We start from the raw sequence: 22,977 nt of genomic DNA, 5'->3' as shown, positions 1-22,977 counted from the left end.
CTCCCCCGGCGCCCCCTCGTCCCTCCGCGGACGAGGGGGCGCCGTCGTGTCCGGGGCGCTCCGCCGGCCTCAGGAGGCGGAGCGGCTGAGCGTCAGCGCGGCCTGCTCGCGGGTGGCGTAGCCGCATTCCTCGGCGAGGCGGGCGAAGTCGGCAGGGCCCCGCCGCCGCAGGCCGATCCGGCGCCGGAGGGTGCCCGCCCGGCGCGTCTCGATCTCCTCCGCCGGCGTGCGGCCGAGGAACGCGAAAGCCTCCGCGAGCATGCGGGGGCAGACGAGCAGCTCCCGGGCGAGCACCGCGGCGGAGAACGCCGGGTCGCGGTGGCGCGCCTCGATCACCGGGATCGCCTCCGCGTAGACCTGGTCCGCGCTCCGGGTCCGGACCCGCGGAGCGCAGTGCTCGACGATCCCCTCCAGCAGCAGTTCGCTCGCCCGCCTCACGCCGGCGGCCCCGAGCACGGCCGGATCCCCCTCGATCAGACTGTTGGCGAGGGCACGGGCAGGCGTCCAGACCGACTCGCGCACCGGCACGACCTCGTTGATCCGCTCGCGGACCCACCGGTGCTCGAGCACGGCGGCGTCGAAGCTCCAGGTGTACGAGAGGGTGGGCCGCCGGCAGTCGATGCGTGCCGCGGTCCTCGCCTCGAGGACGAGGACGCTGTTCGGCACCGCCTCGAGCGAGCCCTCCTCGAGGATCATGTCTCCCCCGCCCTCCACGATCAGGGACACGTGCACCTCCTCGGACTCGGCAGCCCGGTCGAACGCCGGCGGACGGTCGACCCTGATCCCCTCCGGCGCCCAGACCCGCGTCACCCGGAGGCCCGGCCCGTACGCAGCATCCCAGCGGAGTCCCCGGGCGCCCGCCTGCGGCTCGTCCCACGCGCCGATGAACTCCTGCATCCGCTCCTCTGCGGCCCCCATCTCCCGCCTCCTCCGCGTCGAACGAACAGAATCCCTCATCTGTCGATCACCGCCGGACGTTCGCACGGATCTCCCAGGCCTCCGCGCCTCGCGCTCGGAATCCGGCCGCACGCCGTCGCCGGACCGGGAGGACGGCCACGGGGACCGTCCCGGTCAGCGGCGCTGGGAGAGCCGCCACAGCGCGCGGCGAGCGCTCCCCTCGGAGGCGAAGCCCGCCTCCTCGGACGCGCGCGCGAAGTCGGCGGTCGCCAGGGACCGCCCGCCGATCAGGAGCAGGAGGGTGCCCGCCCGGCGCCGCTCGAGCTCGTCGTCGGCCGTCCGTCCGAGGAAGGAGAACGCGCGGGCCAGCGTCAGCTCCGACACCAGGAGCTCGCGGGCGAGCCGGGCGGCGGTGAAGGCGGGATCGCGGTGGCGCTCCTCGATCAGGGCCATGGCCTCCCCGTAGACCTCCTCGGCGCGGGGACGCCTGCGCGGTGCGGAGCCCTCGACCAGCTCCTTCAGGAAGGCCTCGCCCGCCCGGGCGACGGCGGGCTGCTCCGCCAGAGCGGGGTCGCCGTCGAGGAGACCGTTCATCAGCGCCCGCGCCGGGGCCAGGAAGGAGCCGGCGACCGGCAGGACCTCGCCGAGGCGCTCAGCGATCCAGCGCTGCTCCAGCGCCCGCTCGCCGAGCACCCAGGCGTAGACCACGGTCGATCGGGGGAAGCGCGCCCCGGTCCGCGGTTCCGCGTCGAGGACCACCAGATCACCGCGGCCGCACTCGAGCATCCGTCCGTCCTGTCGGATGCGCCCACCGCCCTCGACGACCAGCAGCAGATGCGCGCCCGGCGGGCAGCGCGACTGCGGCTTCTGCTCGAGAACGCAGCCACCGGGGATCCACAGTCTGGCGATCTCGAAGCCGAGCGAGCCCGTCGCCTCGACCCGCAGTCCAGAACGGGCCTCCACGCCGTTCCAGTGCTCGGCCATCCGCCGGTACATCTCGGCCGATCTCGCCCCCATCGGGTGCCCCCTCCTCGCGGGCACGCTGACGCCTCACCACCGGAGTGATTCGCAGCCCCCGCGTGGTCCGTTTGTCACGGGACCGGTCACAGCGGACGGCGACGCTCCCACTCATCGCACCGGCGGCGCCCCGGCGGCAGCGTGCGACCGACGGGATCACCGGGTCAGGAGGGCTATCGCGACTCGGGACGGCGCCGGAGCCCACCACTCCCTCCTCACGGCGGCGCCACTTCCTCCTCACCTGCCCCCGAGCGCTTGGGCAGACCGACCGCCCGCGGGAAGACTCCCGAGCGGTACGGCGCCCGTCGTACCCGCCGAAGCGACCGAGCGGACGACGACCGTCCTCCAGCCGGCCGTCGGCGAGAAGACAGACCGAGGAGCTTCACTGTGACTTCCGACAACTCTCCCGCTGAGCAGGGTCCGCTGAGGCGACGCACCGTCGTCGCCGGCGCCACCTGGTCCCTGCCCGTGATCGCCGCAGCGACGGCCACCCCGGCCGCCGCGGCCTCGGCCACGCAGACCCTCGTGTTCAGCTCCATCCCGTCGAACATGATCGCGTGCACGCCCTCCACGGCGCCGATCACGATGACCCTCTCCGGCGGCACCGTCGCGAACGTCCCCGTGCGGGTGACGCTTCCGCCCGGCTTCAGCTTCGGAGGGGGCGCGACCGGCATCTTCGTGACCGACGCGAACGGAGTCGCCACCATCCCGGCCGGCGGCGTCATCGCAGGCCCCGCGACCGGCTCGGCCCTCGCCTCCGGCGGCTCTGCGCGGACGAGCGGCTCGTTCCCGGTCCGCCAGACCGGCGACCTGCAGTACAGCACGGGCCTCGCCACTGTTCCCGAGAACTCCGGATTCATCCACACCTCCTCGCAGGGTGTGAACGGCAACGTCTCCGTCAAGGCGAACGGCGACATCTGGCAGTACCGGCGGTCCGACGGCTGGCAGAAGCTCGGCACGGGCGCCTCCACGGAGCCCAGCACGTCAGGGCTCACGCAGCAGCCGGACGGAACGTACAACGCGCACTGGATCAAGGACGGAGTCCTCCAGTACGGCAAGGCGCTCGCGACCGTTCCGAACAACTCCGGATTCGTCCGCACCTACGGTCAGGGCGCGGACGGGAACGTCTCCATCAAGTCGAACGGCGACGTCTGGCGGTACAACCGCCAGGCCAACGAGTGGACCCTTCTGGGCACCGGCGCCAGCACCGAGCCGAGCGCGGCCGGCATCTCCGCGAACGTGGCCGGGACCCTGAACGTCCACTGGATCAAGAACGGAGTCCTGCAGTACGGCACCGCAGCGGCCACCGTGCCGACCAACTCCGGATTCGTCCGCGTCTACGGCCTCGGGACCCGCGGCACGATCGCCGTGAAGTCGAACGGCGACATCTGGCGGTACACCCCGCAGGGGAACGTCTGGGACCTCGTCGGCACCGGAGCCAGCACCGAGCCGAGCGCCGCCGGGCTGACCCAGCGGCCGGGCGGGACGTTCGAGATCCACTGGATCAAGGACGGGGTCCTGCAGTACGGCACCCGGCTCGCGACCGTCCCGGAGAACTCCGGGTTCGTCCGCACCTACGGTCAGGGAGCGGATGGGAACGTCTCCGTGAAGGCGAACGGCGACATCTGGTACTACAGCCCGGCGCAGAACACGTGGACCAAGATCGGCTCCGGTGCCAGCACCGGGCCCGATGCGGCCGGGATCACCGCCCAGGGAGACAACACGCTGAACCCCCACTGGATCAAGGCGAGAAGCGACTGCCGCTGATCCGCGCCCGGCGGCCCTCTCCGCCCGCGTCCTGCCGGACCGCGAGCGAGGAGGGCCGCCTCCGCCCTCCCGCCGAGGACGGGCGCCTCCTCCGAGGAGGAACGCGCCACCCCGTCTCGGCGCCCCTCCCCCGGCCTAGCGTGGTCACCGCCCGCGCACCCCGTCCCCGCTGCGAAGGAGCCCGGTGACCGCTTCCGAGCAGCCGGCCGCCCCGCGCGGTCTCGTCGAGACGCTGCAGCTGAGCGGTCCCCGCGTGGAGGCGTGGCTGAGGAGCCTCGGCTGGGCGAGCGACGGAGCTCCGCCCCTGCACCTCGCCGGGGACGTGCTCGCCGTCGACGGCTTCCGGCTGAGCCGCCTCTGGCACACACCCGGCACGCTCCGGACCGACCCGCCCCTCCCCGCCCTCGACCGGGCCGAGGTCGACCTCATCGTCCCGGTCGCCGGCGAGATCGTCGTCGACGGTCCTCTCGAGGCCGCTCGTCTGCGGCCCGGCGGGCTCGCCCTCCTCCGGCGCGACGATTCCGCTCGATTCCGGGCGGAGGAGGACTCCGCCTGGCTGGCGCTGAGGACGTCCTGGGGGAGGCTCGGCCTCACGAGCGCGCAGTCCGGCGGGCCGTCCTGCACGCTGCTCGCCGCCGACAGCTACAGCGGCGCCTTCGTCTCCCTCGTCAACGCGACCCTCAACGCGGACCTCTCGGCGGGCGATCCCGGCTTCAGCGAGCTGCGCCGCGCACTCGAGGCGACCGCGTCGGCCCTGATCAAGCAGAGCCTGCCGCCCGCCCGTCCGGAGGACGGACTCGAGGGCGTCCTCCTCCGCGCGATCGCCGTCATCGACGCGGAGGCGGGTGAGGCGGACTTCACCGCCGGCGTTCTCGCGATGCGGCTCGGCGTCTCACGGGCGACGCTGGACCGCGCCTTCCACCGCCGGGGCACGACCGTGGCCGCGACCCTCCGCGAGCGGCGCGTGCACCTCGCCGCGTCGCTGCTCGCCGCGAGCCCGTCGCTCTCGCCCTCGGCTCGCGCGGCCGTGGCCGAGCGGGCCGGCTTCCGGACGCTGAGGGCGATGGACCGCGCGCTGAGCCGTTCGCGCGACGACGACCGCGGCTGATCCGGCCGGACATCGGCGGCTGGGTCGCTCCAGGATGCGCTCGGGATTCGTCGAACCGGTTCGCCTCTTCTCTGGAGTGTCGGGAAATGATCCGGTTAGGCTCTTCACGTTGACGTCAACATAGTGTTACCGTGAACATCGCCGCGTACGAAGCCGGCACACTCCCTCCCCTCAGCAATGGTGCCGACCCTGGAGCAAAGCGCGATGAAGCCTTTCCTGCGACCACTCGTCCTCGTGACGGCCGTGGCCCTCACCGTCCCCCTTCTGACGGCCCAGTCGGCGAGCGCAGCTCCCTCCGACAGCCTCGTCCTGCGCTACGCGCTCGACGAGACGAGCGGCACGACCGTCGCCGACAGCTCGGGCAAGGGCCGCACCGGCACGCTCGTCAACGGAGCCGCTCCCCGCGGAGCCGCGGGAGTCGCCCTCGACGGGACCGACGACTACGTCAAGCTGCCCGACGACTTGCTCGCGGGCCTGAACTCGATCACGGTCAGCACCGAGGTCCTGGTGAACGCGAACCAGGGCACGCCCTACTTCATCTGGGGCCTCGGCAACACGACGAACGGCGCCGGGAACGGCTACCTCTACACGACGGGCAACGGCTACAAGGCCTCGATCGCCACCGGCAACTGGACCACCGAGCAGACCGTCAACTCCAACGCGAACCTCGCGCGCAGCGTCTGGAAGACCCTCACCTACACGCTCGACGACGCGAGCGACACCGCACGCCTCTACCTCGACGGCACCCAGGTCGCGCAGCAGACCGGAGTGACCATCACTCCCGCCGCGATCGGCAACGGCACCACCACCGCGAACGCTATCGGCCGCTCCGTCTACACGGCGGACAAGACCCTCGCCGGCTCGGTCCGCGACTTCCGCGTCTACAGCACGGCGCTCAGCGCGGCCGACGTCGCGACCCTCCAGGCCCCGGACAGCACGCGCGTCTCCCGCGACTCCGCCGCCCTGGACCTCGGGAGCCTCTCCTCGGTCTCCGCGAACCTCACCCTCCCGACGACCGGCCCCAACGGCTCCGCCATCGCCTGGGCCTCGAGCAACTCCGCGGTCGTCTCGACCAGCGGAGTCGTCACGCCGCCCGCGACCGGGGTCGCCTCGGTCGAGCTGACCGCCACGACGACCCGCGGCTCGGCCACGGCCACCCGCACCTTCACCGCCACCGTGCCCGCCAAGGACGTGAACGCCGACGCCCAGAAGGCGCTGGACGCCCTCTCGATCGTCAACTCCGGCGACGTCCGCGGCAATGTGACGCTGCCCGCGAAGGCCGGCTCCTACGACGTCGCCTGGGCCTCCTCGAACTCGGCCGTGCTCAGCACGACCGGCGTCGTGAAGCGCCGGTCCGCCGCCACGCCCGTCACGCTCACCGCGACGATCGCCGGCACGACCGCGACCCGGCAGCTGCCCGTCACGGTGACCGCGGCTCCCGCGGACCTCGACACCGAGTACGACGCGGGCTACCTCTGGACCCACTTCGCCTCGACCGACTACGAGAAGATCTACTTCGGCTCCAGCACCGACGGTCTGCACTGGTCGAAGCTCAACAACGACAAGGCCGTGCTCGCCAACCTCGGCGGCACCCTCGGCGTCCGCGATCCGCACCTCGTGCGCTCCCCCACCGGCGACGAGTACTGGATCATCGGCACCGACCTGCACGCCGAGGGCACCGCTCCCGGCGGCACCTGGGACCAGACCAACGCGAGCAAGAACCTCGTCGTCTGGCGCTCGACGGACCTCGTGAACTGGAGCGATCAGAGCATCGTCTTCGCCGGCTTCCCCGACGCGGGCAACGTCTGGGCTCCCGAGGCGATCTGGGACGACACGACCGGCCAGTACTACGTCTACTGGGCCGCCCGCGACAAGACGCTGACCGGCGGAGCCTCCGCCCAGCGCGTCTACGTCTCGACCACGCGCGACTTCGTCGGCTTCTCCACCCCGAAGGTCTGGCTGGACGAGAACCCCGCCGCCGGCGGCGGGAGCCGCGGCAGCATCATCGACACGACCATCGCGAAGGAGGGGGACACGTACTACCGCTTCTCCACCGCGGACTGGCGCACGGTCGTCGACAAGGCCCCGAGCCTCGCCGGCCCGTGGACCCGCGTGATCGGCTTCGGCGAGGAGAAGTCCCGCGGCCTCTCCGACCACCTCGAGGGCCTCACCGTCTACCAGCTGCCCGACGGCCGCTGGGTCGTCATGGGCGACTCGTTCGGCTACTCCGCCTACGTCACCGACACCCTCGCGGACATGCGGTTCACGGCGCTTCCTGTCGGCACCACCGGCGCGAACACGTACTCGTTCTCGAAGCCCTTCCGCCACGGCTCGGTGCTCCGCCTCTCGAGCGCCGAGGAGGCGCGCCTGACGGCCGCCTACGGCACCAGCAGCACCGGCCCCGCCGCGAAGCCGGTCAACGCGGCCGGCGAGATCCTCCGCTACACCTTCGACGGCGGCTCGGGCACCACGGTGCGCGACAGCTCGGGCAACAACCAGAACGGCACGCTGCCCTCGGGTGGCACCTGGAAGGACGGCGCCCTGCAGCTCGACGGCACCGACGACTACGTCAAGCTGCCGAACGACCTGCTCGCCGGAGTGACGGACCTCACCATCCAGTCCGACGTCTGGATCGACCCCGCGCAGGGCGGCGCCTACTTCCTCTACGGCCTGGGCAACACCACGAACGGCGCCGGCGACGGCTACCTCTTCACCTCGGGCAACAACTACCGCACCAGCATCGCGACCGGGAACTACACCACCGAGCAGACCGTCGCCGGCGGCTCGGCACTCCCCCGCGGCACCTGGGCGCACCTGACGTACACGCTCTCCGGCACCACCGGCACGCTCTACCTCGACGGAGTGAAGGTCGCCAGCGGCACCGTCACGACCGACCCGAAGGACATCGGCGGCGGCTCCACCGCGGCGAACTACATCGGGCGCTCGAACTACGACGCCGACAACCGCTTCCGCGGCCAGATCCGCGAGTTCTCGGTCTACAACCGGGCCCTCAGCGCCTCCGAGGTGCTCGCTGCCTCCGGCAACACGTCGGCCCTGGTCGACCTGTCGCTCAGCGGCGACGTCCTGAAGACGGCCCCGATCGTCGACTCGGCGAGCAGGACGGTCACCTTCCCGGTGAAGCCGGGGACTGACCTGACGAAGCTCACCCCGACCTTCTCCACCGCGGCGGGAGTCACGGCGAGCCCCGCCTCCGGCACCGTCCGCGACCTCTCCACCCCGCAGACGGTCGTGCTCACGCCGGCCGCCGGCGGCACCGCGACCACCTGGACCCTGAAGGCCGTCGTCATGAAGTCCCCCGTCCTCGCAGGCCTGAACGCCGACCCGAACATCGCGGTCTTCGGCGACACCTACTACCTGTACGCGACCTCGGACGGCTTCGCCGGCTGGGGCGGCAAGACCTTCTACGCCTGGTCCTCGAAGAACCTCATCGACTGGACCCGCTCGGAGCAGCCCTTCCTGACGCTGGACGGCGCGAACGGCAACGTGCCGTGGGCGACCGGCAACGCCTGGGCGCCGACGATCATCGAGAAGAACGGGAAGTACTACTTCTACTTCTCCGGCGAGAACTCCTCGCTGAACCGCAAGACGATCGGAGTCGCCGTCGCGGACAGCCCGATGGGCCCGTTCACGGCGCAGCCGACCGCGATGATCACCAACGGCGAGTCCGTGCGGTCCGGCCAGGCGATCGACCCCGCCGCGTTCACCGACCCGAAGACCGGCAAGAGCTACCTCTTCTGGGGCAACGGCGACCCGCTCTACGGGGAGCTGTCCGACGACATGCTCTCGATCAAGACCGGCACGATCAAGAAGATCAGCGGTCTGACCGACTTCCGCGAGGGCTCGTTCCTGAACTACCGCGACGGCCTGTACCACCTCACCTACTCGATCGACGACACCGGCTCCGAGAACTACAAGGTCGGCTATGCGACCTCGACCAGCGTCGACGGACCGTGGACCTACCGCGGCGTGATCCTCGAGAAGGACCCGTCGCAGGGCATCCTCGCCACGGGCCACAACTCGATCGTCAACGTGCCCGGCACGGACGACTGGTACATCGCCTACCACCGCTTCGCCATCCCCGGCGGAGACGGCCAGCACCGCGAGACGACGATCGACCGGGTGACCTTCGACAAGACGACCGGTCTCATGCAGAAGGTCGTCCCGACCCTCACCAGCGTCGCGGCGCAGACGATCGTCGACACCGCGCCGCTCGCGGCCTCGATCACGGGGAAGGCGACGGTGGGCAGCACGCTGACCGCCTCCGCCTCCTCCCCGTGGACGGCGACCGGCTTCCAGTGGAAGCGCGGCGGGACCGCGATCAGCGGGGCGACGGCGTCGAGCTACACGCTCACCGCCGCCGACCGCGGAGCGACGATCTCGGTGGCCGTGACCGCCGCGAAGCCGCAGTGGACGCCGGCGACGGCCTCCGCCTCCGTCGGTCCCGTGACCGACTCGGCACCCGCGATCGCCGTGACCACGACCTCCACGACGCGCTGCGTCGCCGGGAGGATCGTCGTCACCGCGACCGCCACGAACCCGAACGCCTTCGCTGCGAAGATCGTGATCGGCACGACGTGGGGCTCCAAGAGCTTCGCCGACGTCGCTCCCGGCGCCACCGTCTCGGCCGCCTTCACCACCCGGGCGACGAGCGTGACCGACGGATCCGCGACCGCCACGGCGACCGCGTTCGTCAACGGGAAGCCGGCCACGGCCTCCTCGACCGCCCCCTACTCCGCGGCCGGCTGCAGCTGACCCGCGGGCACGACCCACACCCACTGAGATCGAGCCGGCGACGACGCCGGCCGGAGAACGGAGAACACCCGACATGAACACCCGATCCCTTCTGATCCGCGGAGCCGCCGGACTGGCCGGAGGCGTCCTCCTGCTCGGAGTCGCCGGAACGGCCTTCGCCGCCGACGACGTCAACTACGGCAGCGACGACGTCGACGTCAACGTCGACATCGCCGAACTCCCCGGGACCGGCGCCCTCTCGATGACCGTCGCCGGCGACTCGACGACGCTGGCCGAGGACGGCTCGGACAACGTCCGCCGCCAGTTCACCGGCACCCTGCCGACCGTCACAGTCACCGACACCCGTGACGCCGAGGACGTCTCCCCCGACTCCGCCTGGTACGTCCTCGGCACCGCCGACGACTTCACCTCGGCCGACGGCTCCATCATCGGCGCCGAGAACCTGGGCTGGGCCCCGGCTCTCGTCGACGGCGGCGAGCTGGGCGAGGTCGCCGCTGGCCAGGTCGTCGACACCGCCATCGACGGCGGCGCCAACGGCCAGGGCCTGAAGGGCGAGGAGCTGCTCGCGATCGTCGCCAGCAACTCCCAGCAGGTCAACCCCGAGGGCTCCTGGAGCGCCGACGCCGACCTCTTCCTCCGCACCCCCGTGAACGTGGACGCCGGCGCGTACTCGTCCACCATCACCCTGTCGCTCTTCGAGTGACCCGTCGCGGCCGGGGGACGCACTCCCTCGGCCGCGATCCCACCACGGCCGACGCGGCCGGGCCCGCCCGCCCGGCCGCGTCGTGCTTCCCCCGTGCGACCATGAGGTTCTGATGACTGCTCCGCGCCGCTCCGCCGCTCCCCGCCGCCCGCTCCTCCCCGCGCTGCTCGCGCTGATCGTCGCCCTCCTCGGCGCGGGCGTCGCTCCGCAGGCCGTCGCGGCCGACGGAGCGATCACCTGGGCGGTCAGCCCCTCCACCGACGGCGTCCCCGACAAGCGCGCGTGGGTCGAGCTCGAGCTCGCCCCCGGCGCGAGCGCCTCGGACGAGGCGGTCGTGCGGAACCTCAGCGACCAGCCCGTGACCTTCAGCATCACCAGCGCCGACGGCTACTTCACCGACACCGGCCGCTTCAACATGCTGAACTCCGACCAGGAGTCGGTCGACGCCGGGCTGTGGATCTCCGCCCCCGAGACCGTGACCGTCGATCCGGGCAGCAGCGGCGTGGTGCCGTTCACCGTGACGGTCCCCGACAACGCCACCCCCGGCGACCACGCCGCCGGCATCGCCGCCTCCGTGCTCTCGCAGGGCACCGAGGCGGGAGGTGCGAACGTCGGAGTGGAGAGCCGCATCGGCTTCCGCGTGATGACCCGCGTGACCGGCGAGGTGACCCCCTCCTTCTCCGTCGAGGACCTGGCCAGCGACTACCGCCTCTCCTGGAACCCGTTGCAGCCCGGCTCCCTCTCGCTCGTCGCCGACGTGGTGAACACCGGCAACGTGCGCCTGCTGCTCGACGGCACGGCGAGCGCCCAGGGCGCCACCGCCCCCGTCGTCGCGGCCGACGCGCCCCAGCAGGAGCTGCTGCCCGGCGACCGGCGCAGCGTCTCGGTGCAGCTCGACGGCATCTGGCCCCTCTTCGGAGTCGGTGCCGACCTGACCATCGCACCGACCGTCGCCGCCGCCGATCAGGAGCCGGTCGCCACCGCTCCCGTGACGGAGTCGATCACGGTCGCCGCCGTGCCGGTCCCGCAGCTGCTCGTGATCCTCGGCGTCGCCCTCATCCTCGCGGCGCTGCTCGCCGGGCGCTCGCGCTCGCGCCGCCGCATCGCCGCCCTGGTGCAGCAGGCCAAGGAGGAGGGCCTGCGCGAGGGCGCGCGCGTCTCCTCCTGAGGACCCCCTCCGCACGCTCCCTCCCCCCTCCCTGCCGCCGAGGGGCCCCGGGCCGTCGAGGGGACCCGCTACACCGGGTTCCCCCGACGGTCCAGGGTTCGCTCACCGCGCGGCCATGCGTCAGAGTGAGCGGATGACCACCACCTCCCTGGAGGCGCCGACTCGGCGTCTCGGCCTCATCGCGCTCATCGCGACCCTCGGCGGCCTCCTCTTCGGCTACGACACCGGCGTCATCAACGGCGCCCTGGAGCCGATGTCGGCCGAGCTGGGCCTCACCGCGCTGACAGAGGGGGTCGTCACCAGCTCGCTCCTCTTCGCCGCCGCGATCGGCGCGATCTCGGGCGGACGCCTCGCCGACGCCCTCGGGAGGCGGACCACGATCCGCCTGCTCGCCGTGCTCTTCCTCGTCGGCGCCCTGGTCTGCGTGGTGGCGCCGGGCTTCGGCGTGATGGTCCTCGGGCGGGCAGTCCTCGGACTGGCCGTCGGCGGCGCCTCGGTGGTCGTGCCGATCTACCTCTCCGAGATCTCCCCCTCCGAGATCCGCGGATCGCTCGCCGGCCGCAACGAGCTGATGATCGTGATCGGCCAGCTCGCCGCCTTCGTGGCCAACGCCGTCATCGGCACCGTCTGGGGCGAGCTGCCCGGCGTCTGGCGGATCATGCTCGCCGTCGCCGCGCTCCCCGCCGCAGCGCTCCTGCTGGGCATGACCCGGGTCCCGGAGTCGCCGCGCTGGCTGATCGCGCACGGCCGCCGCGACGAGGCGCTCGGCGTGCTCACCACCATCCGGACGCCCGACCGGGCCCACGCGGAGGCGGAGACCATCGCCCGCTCGATCGGCGCGAAGGACGGCCCGAGGATCCCCCTGCTGCAGGCGCTGCGCGAGCGCTGGGCGGTGCGCATCCTGCTGGTGGGCATCGGGATCGGGGTCGCCCAGCAGCTCACCGGCATCAACTCGATCATGTACTACGGCCAGTCGGTGCTGAAGGAGGCGGGCTTCGACCACGACGGCGCGCTCGTCGCCAACATCGCGCCCGGGGCGATCGCCGTGATCGGCGGCCTGATCGGGCTGCGGCTCATGCAGACGATGAACCGCCGCACGACCCTCCTGCTCGGCTACTCCCTGACCACCGCGATGCACTTCCTGATCGGCATCGCCTCCGTCGCGCTCCCCGTGGGGAACCCGGCGCGGCCGTACGTGATCCTGGTGCTGGTCGTCGCGTTCGTGGGGAGCATGCAGACGTTCCTCAACATCGTCACCTGGGTGATGCTGTCCGAGATCTTCCCGCTGCGGATCCGCGGCGTCGGCGTCGGCATCGCGATCTTCTGCCACTGGATCACGAACGCGGTGCTCGGCCTGTTCTTCCCCACCCTCGTCTCCGGCGTCGGCATCACCGGAACGTTCTTCCTGTTCGGCGCCGTCGGCCTGCTCGCGCTCGCCTTCATCTGGAAGCGCGTGCCGGAGACCCGCGGCCGTGCCCTCGAGGAGGTCGAGGCGGGCGTCGTCTCCGGCGAGCTCCTGCGCCGCTGACGCCCGCCCTCGGGATCCGCCTACTGGTAGGTGACGAGGTCGGGGAGGGGGCGGACCTCGGCCATGGTCTCGACGGGGGTGAGCATGGGCGCGTCCTCGTCGTAGAAGTTCTTCCAGCCCCAGCCGATGCCCTCGGGGGCGCCCTCGTGCAGCGCGTCCCAGGTCGCCTGCTTGTCGGGCTGCGAGCCCTGGCCGTCGACGTGGATGAGGAACTCCAGCTCGGGCCGGTCGCGGCGGATGCTGTCGCGGTCCTGCAGCATCGACAGCCGGAACTGGTGCAGCACGAACATCTTCGGCGGCAGCCCCTCGCTCTGCACCAGGTCGGCCAGCCACTCCGACACGCTGTCGACCTCGGCGGCCGAGACGCGCCCGATCTGCTCCAGCGGCTTCTGGCCGGGCAGCAGGCGCCACTCCGGGTCGAGCGCGAGGCCGACGTTGGGCAGCGTCAGCAGGTCCGCGTACTGCTTGGCCTGGGTGAGGAAGTCGGTCAGCCCCGACTGCAGGTCGAGCACCACGTACATCCCCGCCGCCTGCGCCGCGTCGATGTAGGGGCGGATGTCGGCGGCGTCGAGCTCGTTGGAGTAGTCGCCGTCCTTCCCGGGGTCGCCCGCCGCGACCGTGGTGATGATCTCGAGGCTCGGCACGACCTGCTTGTCGGTGAGCGCCCGGTACGGCTCGGCCACCGCCTCCGCCCGCGCGATCGTGGGCTCGAGGCCCTGCTCCCCCAGCACGCCGAGGACGGGAGCGCCCGGAGTGCCGTAGATCGCGACGAAGAGGTGCCCGCCGAACATCCGCTGCCCGCCGCCCGGCAGCTGCCAGCCGCTCGCGGCCGCGCGCACGGCCCACTCGGGCTCGGGTTGCGCGGCGAGCACGGGGCCGAGCAGCAGCGTGCAGGAGGCGTCGGCCTCGGCGATCGCGGTCACGGCTCCGCCCGAGGCGAGCAGGTCGTCGCCGTCGACCACGGTGACGGGCACGCCGGCCGCGCGGGCGGTCGCCAGTGCGGCGACGTCGGCGTCCTGCGCGCGGGCGAGGGCGTGCAGGCCGGTCAGGGCGTCGGCCCGGGCCGGGAGGGCGCCGAAGGGAGCGTCGGAGGCGGTGGACGGCGCGGCGGCGGCGAGGTCGGCGAGCGCCAGGTCCGTCACGGTCAGGCCGGACGCGGTGCTGAGGGCGGCCGCGTCGGAGGCGGAGGCGACGACGTCGACGCCCTCGGGCGCGGTGACGTCGCCGATCGCGAGCACGCGGGTCACGCCGAGGCGGGCGAACTCGGCGGCGAGGGCGTCGGAGGTCGGAGCGGTGGAGGACGGAGCGACGGACGGGGTCGCGGAGTCGGACGGCGTCGCCGAGTCCGACGGCGTCGCGGAGTCGGACGGCGTCTCGGAAGCCGTGGATCCCGCGGCCGCGGCGTCCGCGGTCGGGGCGGCCGTCGCTCCGGATCCCGCCGAGCAAACCAGCAGCGGCACGCCCCAGGCGATGCTCACCTGGGCGGCGCGCAGGCGCGACTCGGCGACGTCCTCGACCAGGACGACCAGCGGAGCCGCAGCGAACAGGGCCGCACTCGCGGCGAGCGCGTCCGGGGCGAGCGCCACCGGCCCGCTCGGAGCCGCGGTGCGGGTGCGGGGCGCCTCCTGCTGAGCGTCGTCCGGAGCGGAGGAGTCGGGCGTGCAGGCGCTGAGCAGCGGGAGCACCGCGAGACCGCCGATCACGACGCTGCGGCGCGAGAGCCCGGAGCGGGACGGAACGGAACGGGGTGTCGAGGGCATGGCAGGCCTCTCCTCTCGGAGCCCGATCGGGGCTCTCTGGTGCGTGGCTGGTCCTCTCGACTATCGCAGGCCCGGCGGCGGCGAGCGCCGAGGGGCCGTCCCGGGCGCGCCTCCGACGCCGTCCGGACAGGCAGAAGGGGAGCGGCGCCGCAGCACCGCTCCCCTTCGAGAGGCTGGATCAGACCGTGCGGGGAGCCTTCGCGAGGTTGGCCTCGAGCTCCTCGCGGTTCTGCCGCACCACGTAGGCGGGGCGGTCGCGCTCGACCCGCCACGACTCGCTCAGCGGCGTGATCGCGACGGTGTCGAAGCCGATCCGGTCGTAGAGGTCGGTCACGAAGTGGATCGCCTCGGGGTAGTCGCTCGACGTCGCGAGAGCGCGGCGGTCGGGCGTGCCGGCCGGGGTGCCGTCGGTGGTGATGTCGGCGGCCATGATGTGGTTGAACGCCTTGACGACCTTCGACTCCGGGAGGTGGTGCTGGAGCATCTCGCTGGTCGTGGTCTCGCCCTTGTCGAGCGCCTCGATGCGGCCGTCGCGCTCGAAGTAGTAGTTGTTCGTGTCGAGGACGATCTTGCCGGCGAGCGGGGCGACCGGCACCTCCTCGAGGTTCTTCAGCGGTACCGTCACCACGGCGATCTCGGCGGCCTCGGCCGCCTCCTGTGCCGTGGCGGCGCGGGCCTTCGGGCCGAGCTCCGCGATGAGGTCGGCGAGGGTCTCGGGGCCGCGCGAGTTCGCGATGACCACCTCGTCCCCGAGGGCGATGACCGCCCGTGCGACCTGGCTGCCGATGTTGCCTGCTCCGATGATTCCGTACGTCGTCATGCTGAGGAGAACGCGGAGGGTGCCCAGGCATTCCGCTCTGCGGCGTTCTCCCACGCCGCACCCAGGTCGGCCCGTCCCTCCAGTAGCCTCGATCCTCGGGCGCCGCTGCCCGAGAAGGAGTCCGTGATGCCGCAGTACGACCTCCCGCTCGACCTCCTCGAGCAGTACGCCCCCGAGATCGCCGAGCCCGCCGGGTTCGCCGAGTTCTGGCGCGACACGATCGCCGAGGCGAGGGCCGTCGCGACCGAGCCGCGCCTCGAGCGGGTCGACGCCGGCTTCGGACTGCTCGACACCTTCGACGTCACCTACTCCGGCTTCGGCGGCCACCCGATCCGCGCGTGGCTGATCCTCCCCCGCGGCGTCGAGGGGCCCCTCCCCGGGCTCGTGACCTTCATCGGCTACGGAGGCGGCCGCGGGCAGCTCGCGGAGTGGACCGCGATGTCGGCCGCCGGCTACGCGCACCTGGTCATGGACACCCGCGGCCAGGGGTCCGGGCACCGCTCCGGAGCGACCCCCGACCCGGTCGGCAGCGGGCCGCACGTCTCCGGCTTCATGACGCAGGGCATCGAGTCGCCCGCGGAGCACTTCTACCGCCGCGTCTTCACGGACGCCGTCCGAGCGCTCGATGTGCTGCGTGCGCACCCCGCGGTCGACGCCTCCCGCGTGGCCGTCTCGGGCGGCAGCCAGGGAGGCGGGATCGCCCTGGCCGTCACGGGGATCCTGGGCCTGCTCGGCGAGTCGGAGTCGGCGCGCGCCGCGATCGTCGACGTGCCGTTCCTCTCCCACATCCCGCACGCCGTGCGGCTCGTCGACACGATGCCGTACGGCGAGATCGTGCAGTACCTGCACACCCACCGCGGCGCCGAGGCGCGCGTGTTCGACACCCTCTCGTACTTCGACGGCACCTCCTTCGCCCCCTACGCGCAGTCCCGCGCGCTGTTCTCAGTCGCACTCCGCGACGACATCTGCCCGCCGTCCACCGTCTACGCCTCCTACAACCGCTACGCCGGACCCCGCGAGATCCGGGTCTACCCCTTCAACGGCCACGAGGGCGGCGAGGCGTTCCAGATCGGCGAGCACGTGCGCTTCCTGGGGCGCGAGCTGGCGTAGGAGGAGGCGCCGGCCGGTCTGCGGACGGGGGCGGTGCGCCCCGGCGCATCACCCGTTCCGACTCTCGATCATCGCGCTGCCGATGCGGTCCTCGAGGTCGGCCAGCTCGTCGAGGACGTCGCCGACCACCCAGACCTGCCGGGCGCCTCGACGGGCGCCGCTTTGTGACGCCGTGCGTCGCGCTCGGTACCCGTTCGCTGCTCCGCTGGGCACTATCGACTCCATGACCCGCCAGATCCGCTTCAACGCCTTCGACATGAACTGCGTCGCCCACCAGTCCTCGGGCATGTGGCGCCACCCCCAGGACCAGTCCTGGCGGTACAAGGACCTCTCGTACTGGACCGACCTGGCGAAGCTGCTCGAGCGCGGCACGTTCGACGGCATCTTCATCGCCGACGTGCTCGGCACCTACGACGTCTACGGCGGCTCGAACGAGGCGGCGATCCGCCACGGCGCGCAGGTCCCCGTCAACGACCCGATCCTCCTCGTCTCGGCGATGGCCGCCGCGACCGAGCACCTCGGCTTCGGCATCACCGCGGGCACCGCCTACGAGCACCCGTACCCGTTCGCGCGGCGCATGTCGACGCTCGACCACCTGACGAAGGGCCGCGTGGGCTGGAACGTCGTCACCGGCTACCTCCCCAGCGCCGCCCGCAACATGGGCCACGAGGACCAGCTCGAGCACGACGACCGCTACGACGTCGCCGACGAGTACCTCGAGGTGCTCTACAAGCTGTGGGAGGGGTCGTGGGAGGACGACGCGGTCGTCCGCGACCGCGAGTCCGGCGTGTTCACCGACCCGGCGAAGGTGCACGAGATCGGGCACCGCGGCAAGAACTTCACCGTCCCCGGCATCCACCTCTCGGAGCCGTCGGTGCAGCGGACCCCCGTCATCTACCAGGCGGGAGCGTCGCCGCGCGGCATCCGCTTCGCGGCGGGCAACGCGGAGGCGATCTTCGTCGCGTCCTCGACGAAGGCCGGCCTGAAGGCGACCGTCTCGCGCATCCGCGACGCCCTCGAGGCGGCCGGCCGCGACCGCTACTCCGCGAAGATCTACACGCTGCTGACGATCATCACCGCCGAGACCAGCGAGGCCGCGCACGAGAAGCACCGCGACTACCTCTCCTACGGGAGCGAGGAGGGGGCGCTGGTCTTCATGTCGGGCTGGATGGGCATCGACCTGTCGCAGTACGACCTCGACGAGCCGATCGGCAACGTGAAGAGCAACGCGATCCAGTCGGCCGTCGCCAACTTCCAGGAGGCGAACGAGGACGGCTCGGAGTGGAAGGTCCGCGACATCGCCAAGCTCAGCGTGATCGGCGGGCTCGGCCCGTTCGTCGTCGGCTCGCCCGCAGAGGTCGCCGACCACCTGCAGGAGTGGGTCGAGGAGACCGACGTGGACGGGTTCAACCTCGCCTACGCGATCACGCCCGGCACCTTCGAGGACGTGGTGGAGTTCATCGTGCCGGAGCTGCGCCGCCGCGGCGCGTACCCGGAGGAGTACGTCGAGGGGAGCCTCCGCCAGAAGCTGCACGGCCGCGGCGACCGGCTGCCGGAGGAGCACCTCGGCGCCGGCTTCCGCTACGCGCCGGCGGCGGTCTGACGACAGGGGGCGCCGGGCGGCCGGTGGGGGGCGGGGGTCTCGATACGCCGCGCCGGACGCACGAGCACCCCGCCGCGATACGCGACGGGGTGCTACGGACGTGCGGAGGGGCTCAGCCCTCGAAGGTGGCGTCGAGCGTGATGTCGACTCCGGTGAGCGCCTTGCTGACGGGGCAGGTCTCCTTGGCCTCGTCGGCGGCCTTGAGGAAGGCGGCCTCGTCGATGCCGGAGACCTCGCCGCTCACGATGAGCTTGATGCCGGTGAGCTTGAATCCGCCGGCCGAGTCCGGGCCGAGCGAGACCTCGGCGCGGACGTCGAGCGCCTCGACGGTGCCGCCGGCCTGGCCGAGGACGGCCGAGAACTGCATCGCGTAGCAGGCGGAGTGGGCGGCCGCGAGGAGCTCCTCGGGGCTGGTCGAGCCGTTGGCGTCGTCGGCGGCGCGCTTGGGGAACGAGACGTCGTAGGTGCCGATCTTCGAGCTCGAGAGCTCGACCTGGCCCTCGCCGGTCTCGAGCGAGCCGTTCCAGGCGGTGCGTGCGGTACGAGTGGGCATGAGTCCTCCTTGGGGGGCGGGGAGAACCGTAGAACGATCGTTCTCCCCTGATGCGCCGAGCCTAGGTGGAACGCGCGGCGTCCTGCAACCACCGGCCTCGGACCCTCGGCGAGATGCCAGTTCGGCAGGCCTCTGTCGGCGTGTCGCGTCCGGGAGCGGCCTCTCGCGGAGGGGCGGACAGTCGCCAGGTCAGTGCACGAGCTTCAGGCCGACGACGCAGCCGACGATCCCGAGGACCAGCAGCGTGCGCACGAGCGAGAAGCCCTCGCCGCCGAAGAACATGCCGTAGAGGACGGTCAGCGAAGCGCCGATCCCGACCCAGACCGCGTACGCGGTGCCGGTGGGCAGCTCGCGCATCGCGTAGGCGAGGCCGGCCATGCTCGCGACGACGCCGACTCCGAAGACGACCGACGGGCCGAGCCGGGTGAACCCCTCCGACTTGCCGAGGGCGGTGGCCCACACGGCCTCGAGGACACCGGAGAGGATGAGGACGATCCAGGACATGACAGCTCCTACGAGTCAGTCTTGTCGCGTTCCGGGTACTGCTCCCTCGTCCGGTCGCCGTCATCGGCTCCGCACAGTCTGCCCGTGCGCGCTGGGCAGGCCCTGAGCAGCGCGCGGCGGGAGCGGAGCCGGCGCGACCGCGACTCCGCCCGCCGCCGTCAGCGCGGCTGAGCCGGGTTCGTCGGCACTCCGTGCGAGGGCGGGTTGATCGGCGGACCGGACGTCGCCGGTGAGACCGGCGATCCGGACGACGAGCGGGACACCTCGGGCAGCGACTCCGGCACGCTGCCTGCCGGCTCCGCTCCCCCGCGCAGCTGCTCGAGGCGCGAGTGCAGGATCGTCGTCACCGGCAGGCGGTGCCCGTGCGCCTCCTCGTAGGCGAGCAGCGCGCCGAGGCCGGCCTCGTCGAGCGGGCGGATGCGCTCCGCGAGCGTGCCGAGCGGGATGTCGTTCCAGTCGGGGAGCGGCAGCTCCTCGCGGGAGGGTGTGTCGGTCATTCGTGCTCCTTCCGTTCCCCCCATCCCACGCCCCGGACGGCCGTCCGCCCAGGGGCTTGACCGGTCGCGGGGAGAGCGCGGCGGTCGGGAGGGACGGTCCGGCGGAGCGGCGGCCCCGCCGGGACCGTCAGCGGATCAGGCGGTGCGGCGGGACGAGCGGCGGGTCGCCAGGTGCACGAGGACTCCGACCACGAGGAGGATCCCGGCGTAGAGCCAGACGATCGGGTCCTGCTGGCTGAGGAGCAGCACGCACGAGGCGATGCCGAGCACGGGGATCGCCGTCCACACGCGGAAGTGGTCGTGCTCGACCTTGTCGCGCCGCAGCACGAGCACCGAGACGTTCGTGCTGATGAACACCAGCAGGAGGAGCAGCACCACGGTCTCGGCGAGGGTCGCCAGATCGCCGACCAGGGTCAGGAGGCATGCCGCCAGCGTGGTCACCGCGATGGCCACCCACGGCGTGCGGCGCTTCGGCAGCACCCGGCCGAGCACGTCCGGGAGGAGGCCGTCCTTCGCCATGCCGTAGGTGACGCGGCTCGCCATGATCATGGTCAGCAGCGCTCCGTTGGCGACCGCGACGAGCGCGATCAGGCTGAACAGCCACGCCGGCACCCCGGCTCCGCTCGCCGTCACGACGTCGAGCAGCGGGGCGGAGGATCCGGACAGCTCGTCGGCGGGCAGCGCGATCGAGCTCGCGAGGCCGACCAGGACGTACACCGCACCGGCCGTCAGCAGCGAGCCGAACAGCGCGCGCGGGTAGATGCGGCTGGGGTCGCGGATCTCCTCGGCGATGTTGGCCGAGGTCTCGAAGCCGACGAAGGAGTAGTACGCGATGATCGCCGCGCCGAGCACCGCCAGCGCCGGCGCCTGCTCGGAGCTGAGCTCGACCGTGCGGGCGAGGTCGCCGCCTCCGCCCGCCACGAGCAGCGCGACGCATCCGATCACGATCAGCAGGCCGCCGACCTCGATCACGGTCATCACCGTGTTGCTGAGCAGCGACTCCGCGACGCCCCGCGCGTTGAGGCACGCGACGAGGATCAGGAAGACGATGGCCGTCGGCACGGTCGGCACGTCGAGGAAGGTGCCGAGGTAGTCGCCGGCGAACGCGAGCGACAGACCGGCCGCGCTGGTCACTCCGGCCGCGAGCATGGCGAAGCCGACCAGGAACGAGACGATCGGGCGCTTGAACGCCCGCTGCGCGAACACCGCCGCGCCTCCCGCCTTCGGGTACTTGGTCACCAGCTCGGCATAGGAGCCGGCGGTCAGCAGCGCGAGGCCGAGCGCGAGCAGGAGGGGCATCCAGACGGCGCCGCCGACCTCCGCCGAGAGCGTGCCCATGAGGGCGTAGATGCCCGCGCCGAGGACGTCGCCGAGGATGAAGAAGTAGAGCAGCGGGCCGGTGATGCGGCGGCGCAGGGAGGTGCCGCCGGCCTCTCCGGTCGCGGGGGCGTCGCTCGTGGTGGCCATGTCGTCCTCTCGTCGCGCGCTCGGGAGCGAGCACGACGGGCCACGCTAGGGAGGAGGGGGCCGGGAGGTCGAGAAGGTTGACCGGGCGGGGTCGAGGGCGCTACACGCGCGGGACGGGGCGTCTGCGGAGCGGGCGCCTGCGGGCCGGGCGCGTTCCCCGGCCTGGCACCGCATGCCGCGCCCCGCGCCGGCCGTCAGCCGAGGACGACGTGCTCCCCGCCGCGCTGCTCGGCGATCTCCTCGCCGACCTCCTCCGCCTCCTGGCGCGACTCGTGGTGGCTCAGCGGGACGCGGGCGTGGGCGATGCGGTTGTGCCAGCCCTGCTCGTCGGAGTAGGTCTCGATGGGGAGGACGGTCGTGGTGCTCATGGTGCTCCTTCGCGGTGGTCCCTCCATGGCACCTCGCTCCCCCCGCCGCTCGGGAGAGGGTTGACGCGAGCCCGTGTCTCGCGCAGGAGGGAGGCGGCTCGGCGGCACAGCAGCGAGCGGCGGCGCCGCGGCGCGTCAGGGCGAGACCATGCCGCCGTTCACGTTGAGGGTCTCGCCGGCGACGAAGCTCGACTCGGCGGACGCCAGGAACACGTAGGCCGGGGCCTGCTCGGCGGGCTGCGCGGCACGGCCCATCGGCGACTCGCTGGAGCCGAAGTCGGGCAGGCTCTCGGGGTCGACGCCGCCGCTCACCTGCAGGGCGGTCCACGTCGGGCCGGGCGCCACGACGTTCACGCGGATGCCCTTCGCGGCGAGCTGCTGCGCGAGGCCCTTCGAGAGGTTGTTGATCGCGCCCTTCGTCATCGCGTAGTCGAGTCGGTCGGGGGCGGGCTTGTGCGCCTCCGCCGACGCCGTGTTGATGATCGTGGCGCCCGCGGGCAGGTGCGGGAGGGCCGCGCGGATGATCCGGAACGGAGCGAAGACGTTGACCGCGAAGGTCGCCTCGAACTGCTCGTCGGTGATGTCGAGCAGGTCCTCCTTCCAGATCTGCTTGCCGGCCACGTTGACCACCGCGTCGAGCCCGCCGAGGCCCTCGACCGCCTCCGCCACGAGCCGCGTGCAGTACTCGGCACTCGTGAGATCGCCGGGGATCGGCACGGCGGTGCGTCCCTCCGCACGGATCAGCCCGATCACGTGCTGCGCGTCCTCCTCCTCGCTCGGGAGGTAGGCGAGGGCGACGTCGGCCCCCTCGCGGGCGAAGGCGATGGCCACGGCTGCGCCGATCCCGGAGTCGGCTCCCGTGATGAGCGCGCGGCGGCCCGCGAGCCGGCCGGTGCCGCGGTAGCTCTCCTCGCCGAGGTCCGGCACCGGGGTCATCCGCGACTGCAGCCCGGGCTCGGGCTGCTGCTGGACCGGCGGAGTCACATCCGGGTACTGGGTGGCGGGGTTCGTGAACGTGTACTGGTCGGGCATGGCTCCTCCGTCCGCGGCACCCGGATCGGGCCGCTCCCCTCCATCCCAGGCGAGCCGCGCCTCCGGGGCCACCCCGTGCACGGGCGGGCGGCGCTGTGGTAGCCGGCGCCGCGCCTGCTCGGAGGACCGGCACGGCGACCCGGACGTGCCGGTGCTCCGCTCCGCGGATGAACACCGGACGACAGTGGGCTCCCCCGCGCGCCGACGCCGCGCGGGGGAGCCCACTGTCGTCCGGTGTTCATCCGCGGAGCGGAGCACCCCCACGGCAGCGCCGCCGCCGCCGCACCGACGACGCCCACCCC

At 72.5% G+C, this 22,977-nt stretch carries 19 protein-coding genes and 1 riboswitch; of the genes, 8 read left to right on the top strand and 11 right to left on the bottom strand.

The genetic code is table 11. The annotated features are described in order from the left end of the window. Nucleotides 1–69: 69 nt before the first annotated feature. Nucleotides 70–918 (bottom strand): hypothetical protein, encoded by an 849-nt coding sequence (locus C5D50_RS05470; RefSeq protein WP_104282984.1) that lies wholly within the window; start codon nt 916–918, stop codon nt 70–72. 153 nt (nt 919–1,071) lie between these two features. After that, nucleotides 1,072–1,914, bottom strand: a complete 843-nt coding sequence (locus C5D50_RS05465; RefSeq protein ID WP_104282983.1) for a hypothetical protein — start codon at nt 1,912–1,914, stop codon at nt 1,072–1,074. A 387-nt stretch (nt 1,915–2,301) separates the two neighbouring features. On the opposite strand from C5D50_RS05465, the gene C5D50_RS05460 reads away from it, so the two are divergent. The 6 genes from C5D50_RS05460 to C5D50_RS05435 all read left to right on the top strand — a co-directional run bounded on the left by C5D50_RS05460 (nt 2,302) and on the right by C5D50_RS05435 (nt 12,961). After that, the gene (locus C5D50_RS05460) at nt 2,302–3,681 is read left to right on the top strand and encodes a hypothetical protein (protein WP_104282982.1); all 1,380 of its coding nucleotides are present in this window, start codon (nt 2,302–2,304) and stop codon (nt 3,679–3,681) included. A 184-nt stretch (nt 3,682–3,865) separates the two neighbouring features. Beyond that, on the top strand, nt 3,866–4,789 hold the full coding sequence (locus tag C5D50_RS05455) for a helix-turn-helix domain-containing protein (protein ID WP_104288946.1): 924 nt from the start codon (nt 3,866–3,868) through the stop codon (nt 4,787–4,789). 204 nt (nt 4,790–4,993) lie between these two features. Beyond that, the gene (locus C5D50_RS05450) at nt 4,994–9,562 is read left to right on the top strand and encodes a family 43 glycosylhydrolase (protein ID WP_181137304.1); all 4,569 of its coding nucleotides are present in this window, start codon (nt 4,994–4,996) and stop codon (nt 9,560–9,562) included. 73 nt (nt 9,563–9,635) lie between these two features. After that, nucleotides 9,636–10,265 (top strand): hypothetical protein, encoded by a 630-nt coding sequence (locus C5D50_RS05445; RefSeq protein ID WP_104282980.1) that lies wholly within the window; start codon nt 9,636–9,638, stop codon nt 10,263–10,265. Between the two features lie 112 nt (nt 10,266–10,377). Next, the gene (locus C5D50_RS05440) at nt 10,378–11,433 is read left to right on the top strand and encodes a WxL protein peptidoglycan domain-containing protein (protein WP_104282979.1); all 1,056 of its coding nucleotides are present in this window, start codon (nt 10,378–10,380) and stop codon (nt 11,431–11,433) included. A 133-nt stretch (nt 11,434–11,566) separates the two neighbouring features. Then, the gene (locus C5D50_RS05435; RefSeq protein ID WP_258068411.1) at nt 11,567–12,961 is read left to right on the top strand and encodes a sugar porter family MFS transporter; all 1,395 of its coding nucleotides are present in this window, start codon (nt 11,567–11,569) and stop codon (nt 12,959–12,961) included. Between the two features lie 20 nt (nt 12,962–12,981). On the opposite strand, the gene C5D50_RS05430 is transcribed toward C5D50_RS05435, so the two are convergent. Beyond that, nucleotides 12,982–14,721: a hypothetical protein gene (locus C5D50_RS05430; protein WP_104282977.1), complete on the bottom strand. Its 1,740-nt coding sequence runs from the start codon at nt 14,719–14,721 to the stop codon at nt 12,982–12,984. A 178-nt stretch (nt 14,722–14,899) separates the two neighbouring features. Further along, nucleotides 14,900–15,541 (bottom strand): NADPH-dependent F420 reductase, encoded by a 642-nt coding sequence (locus C5D50_RS05425; RefSeq protein WP_104282976.1) that lies wholly within the window; start codon nt 15,539–15,541, stop codon nt 14,900–14,902. 126 nt (nt 15,542–15,667) lie between these two features. Here C5D50_RS05425 and C5D50_RS05420 point away from each other — a divergent pair, with 126 nt between their 5' ends. Beyond that, nucleotides 15,668–16,651 (top strand): acetylxylan esterase, encoded by a 984-nt coding sequence (locus C5D50_RS05420; protein ID WP_104282975.1) that lies wholly within the window; start codon nt 15,668–15,670, stop codon nt 16,649–16,651. A 48-nt stretch (nt 16,652–16,699) separates the two neighbouring features. Here C5D50_RS05420 and C5D50_RS16540 read toward each other — a convergent pair whose 3' ends face one another. Continuing rightward, on the bottom strand, nt 16,700–16,864 hold the full coding sequence (locus tag C5D50_RS16540) for a hypothetical protein (RefSeq protein WP_181137303.1): 165 nt from the start codon (nt 16,862–16,864) through the stop codon (nt 16,700–16,702). Nucleotides 16,865–16,874: 10 nt separating this feature from the next. Here C5D50_RS16540 and C5D50_RS05415 point away from each other — a divergent pair, with 10 nt between their 5' ends. Then, on the top strand, nt 16,875–18,254 hold the full coding sequence (locus tag C5D50_RS05415) for an LLM class flavin-dependent oxidoreductase (protein WP_104247810.1): 1,380 nt from the start codon (nt 16,875–16,877) through the stop codon (nt 18,252–18,254). A gap of 112 nt (nt 18,255–18,366) precedes the next feature. On the opposite strand, the gene C5D50_RS05410 is transcribed toward C5D50_RS05415, so the two are convergent. From C5D50_RS05410 to C5D50_RS05385, 6 genes are all read right to left on the bottom strand, one after another. Continuing rightward, entirely contained in the window at nt 18,367–18,807 is a 441-nt protein-coding gene (locus C5D50_RS05410; protein ID WP_104282974.1) for an OsmC family peroxiredoxin, read from the bottom strand. A 189-nt stretch (nt 18,808–18,996) separates the two neighbouring features. Further along, nucleotides 18,997–19,311 carry a multidrug efflux SMR transporter gene (locus C5D50_RS05405; protein ID WP_104222377.1) on the bottom strand — a complete coding sequence of 105 codons (315 nt, stop codon included), beginning with the start codon at nt 19,309–19,311 and terminating at the stop codon, nt 18,997–18,999. A gap of 9 nt (nt 19,312–19,320) precedes the next feature. Next, nucleotides 19,321–19,384: riboswitch (guanidine-III (ykkC-III) riboswitch) on the bottom strand. Between the two features lie 85 nt (nt 19,385–19,469). Next, the gene (locus tag C5D50_RS05400; RefSeq protein WP_104257715.1) at nt 19,470–19,808 is read right to left on the bottom strand and encodes a hypothetical protein; all 339 of its coding nucleotides are present in this window, start codon (nt 19,806–19,808) and stop codon (nt 19,470–19,472) included. A 135-nt stretch (nt 19,809–19,943) separates the two neighbouring features. After that, nucleotides 19,944–21,275 carry an APC family permease gene (locus C5D50_RS05395; RefSeq protein ID WP_104234327.1) on the bottom strand — a complete coding sequence of 444 codons (1,332 nt, stop codon included), beginning with the start codon at nt 21,273–21,275 and terminating at the stop codon, nt 19,944–19,946. Nucleotides 21,276–21,469: 194 nt separating this feature from the next. Next, nucleotides 21,470–21,643, bottom strand: coding sequence for a DUF2188 domain-containing protein (locus tag C5D50_RS05390; RefSeq protein ID WP_159940661.1), 174 nt, complete (start codon nt 21,641–21,643; stop codon nt 21,470–21,472). A gap of 135 nt (nt 21,644–21,778) precedes the next feature. Beyond that, nucleotides 21,779–22,675: an SDR family oxidoreductase gene (locus C5D50_RS05385; RefSeq protein ID WP_104227027.1), complete on the bottom strand. Its 897-nt coding sequence runs from the start codon at nt 22,673–22,675 to the stop codon at nt 21,779–21,781. Between the last annotated feature and the right edge of the window lie 302 nt (nt 22,676–22,977).

The sequence above is a fragment of the Rathayibacter sp. RFBD1 genome, from assembly GCF_002932915.1.
In the GTDB taxonomy this organism is placed as follows: domain Bacteria; phylum Actinomycetota; class Actinomycetes; order Actinomycetales; family Microbacteriaceae; genus Rathayibacter.
This window is presented reverse-complemented; position numbering and strand designations above follow the sequence as displayed.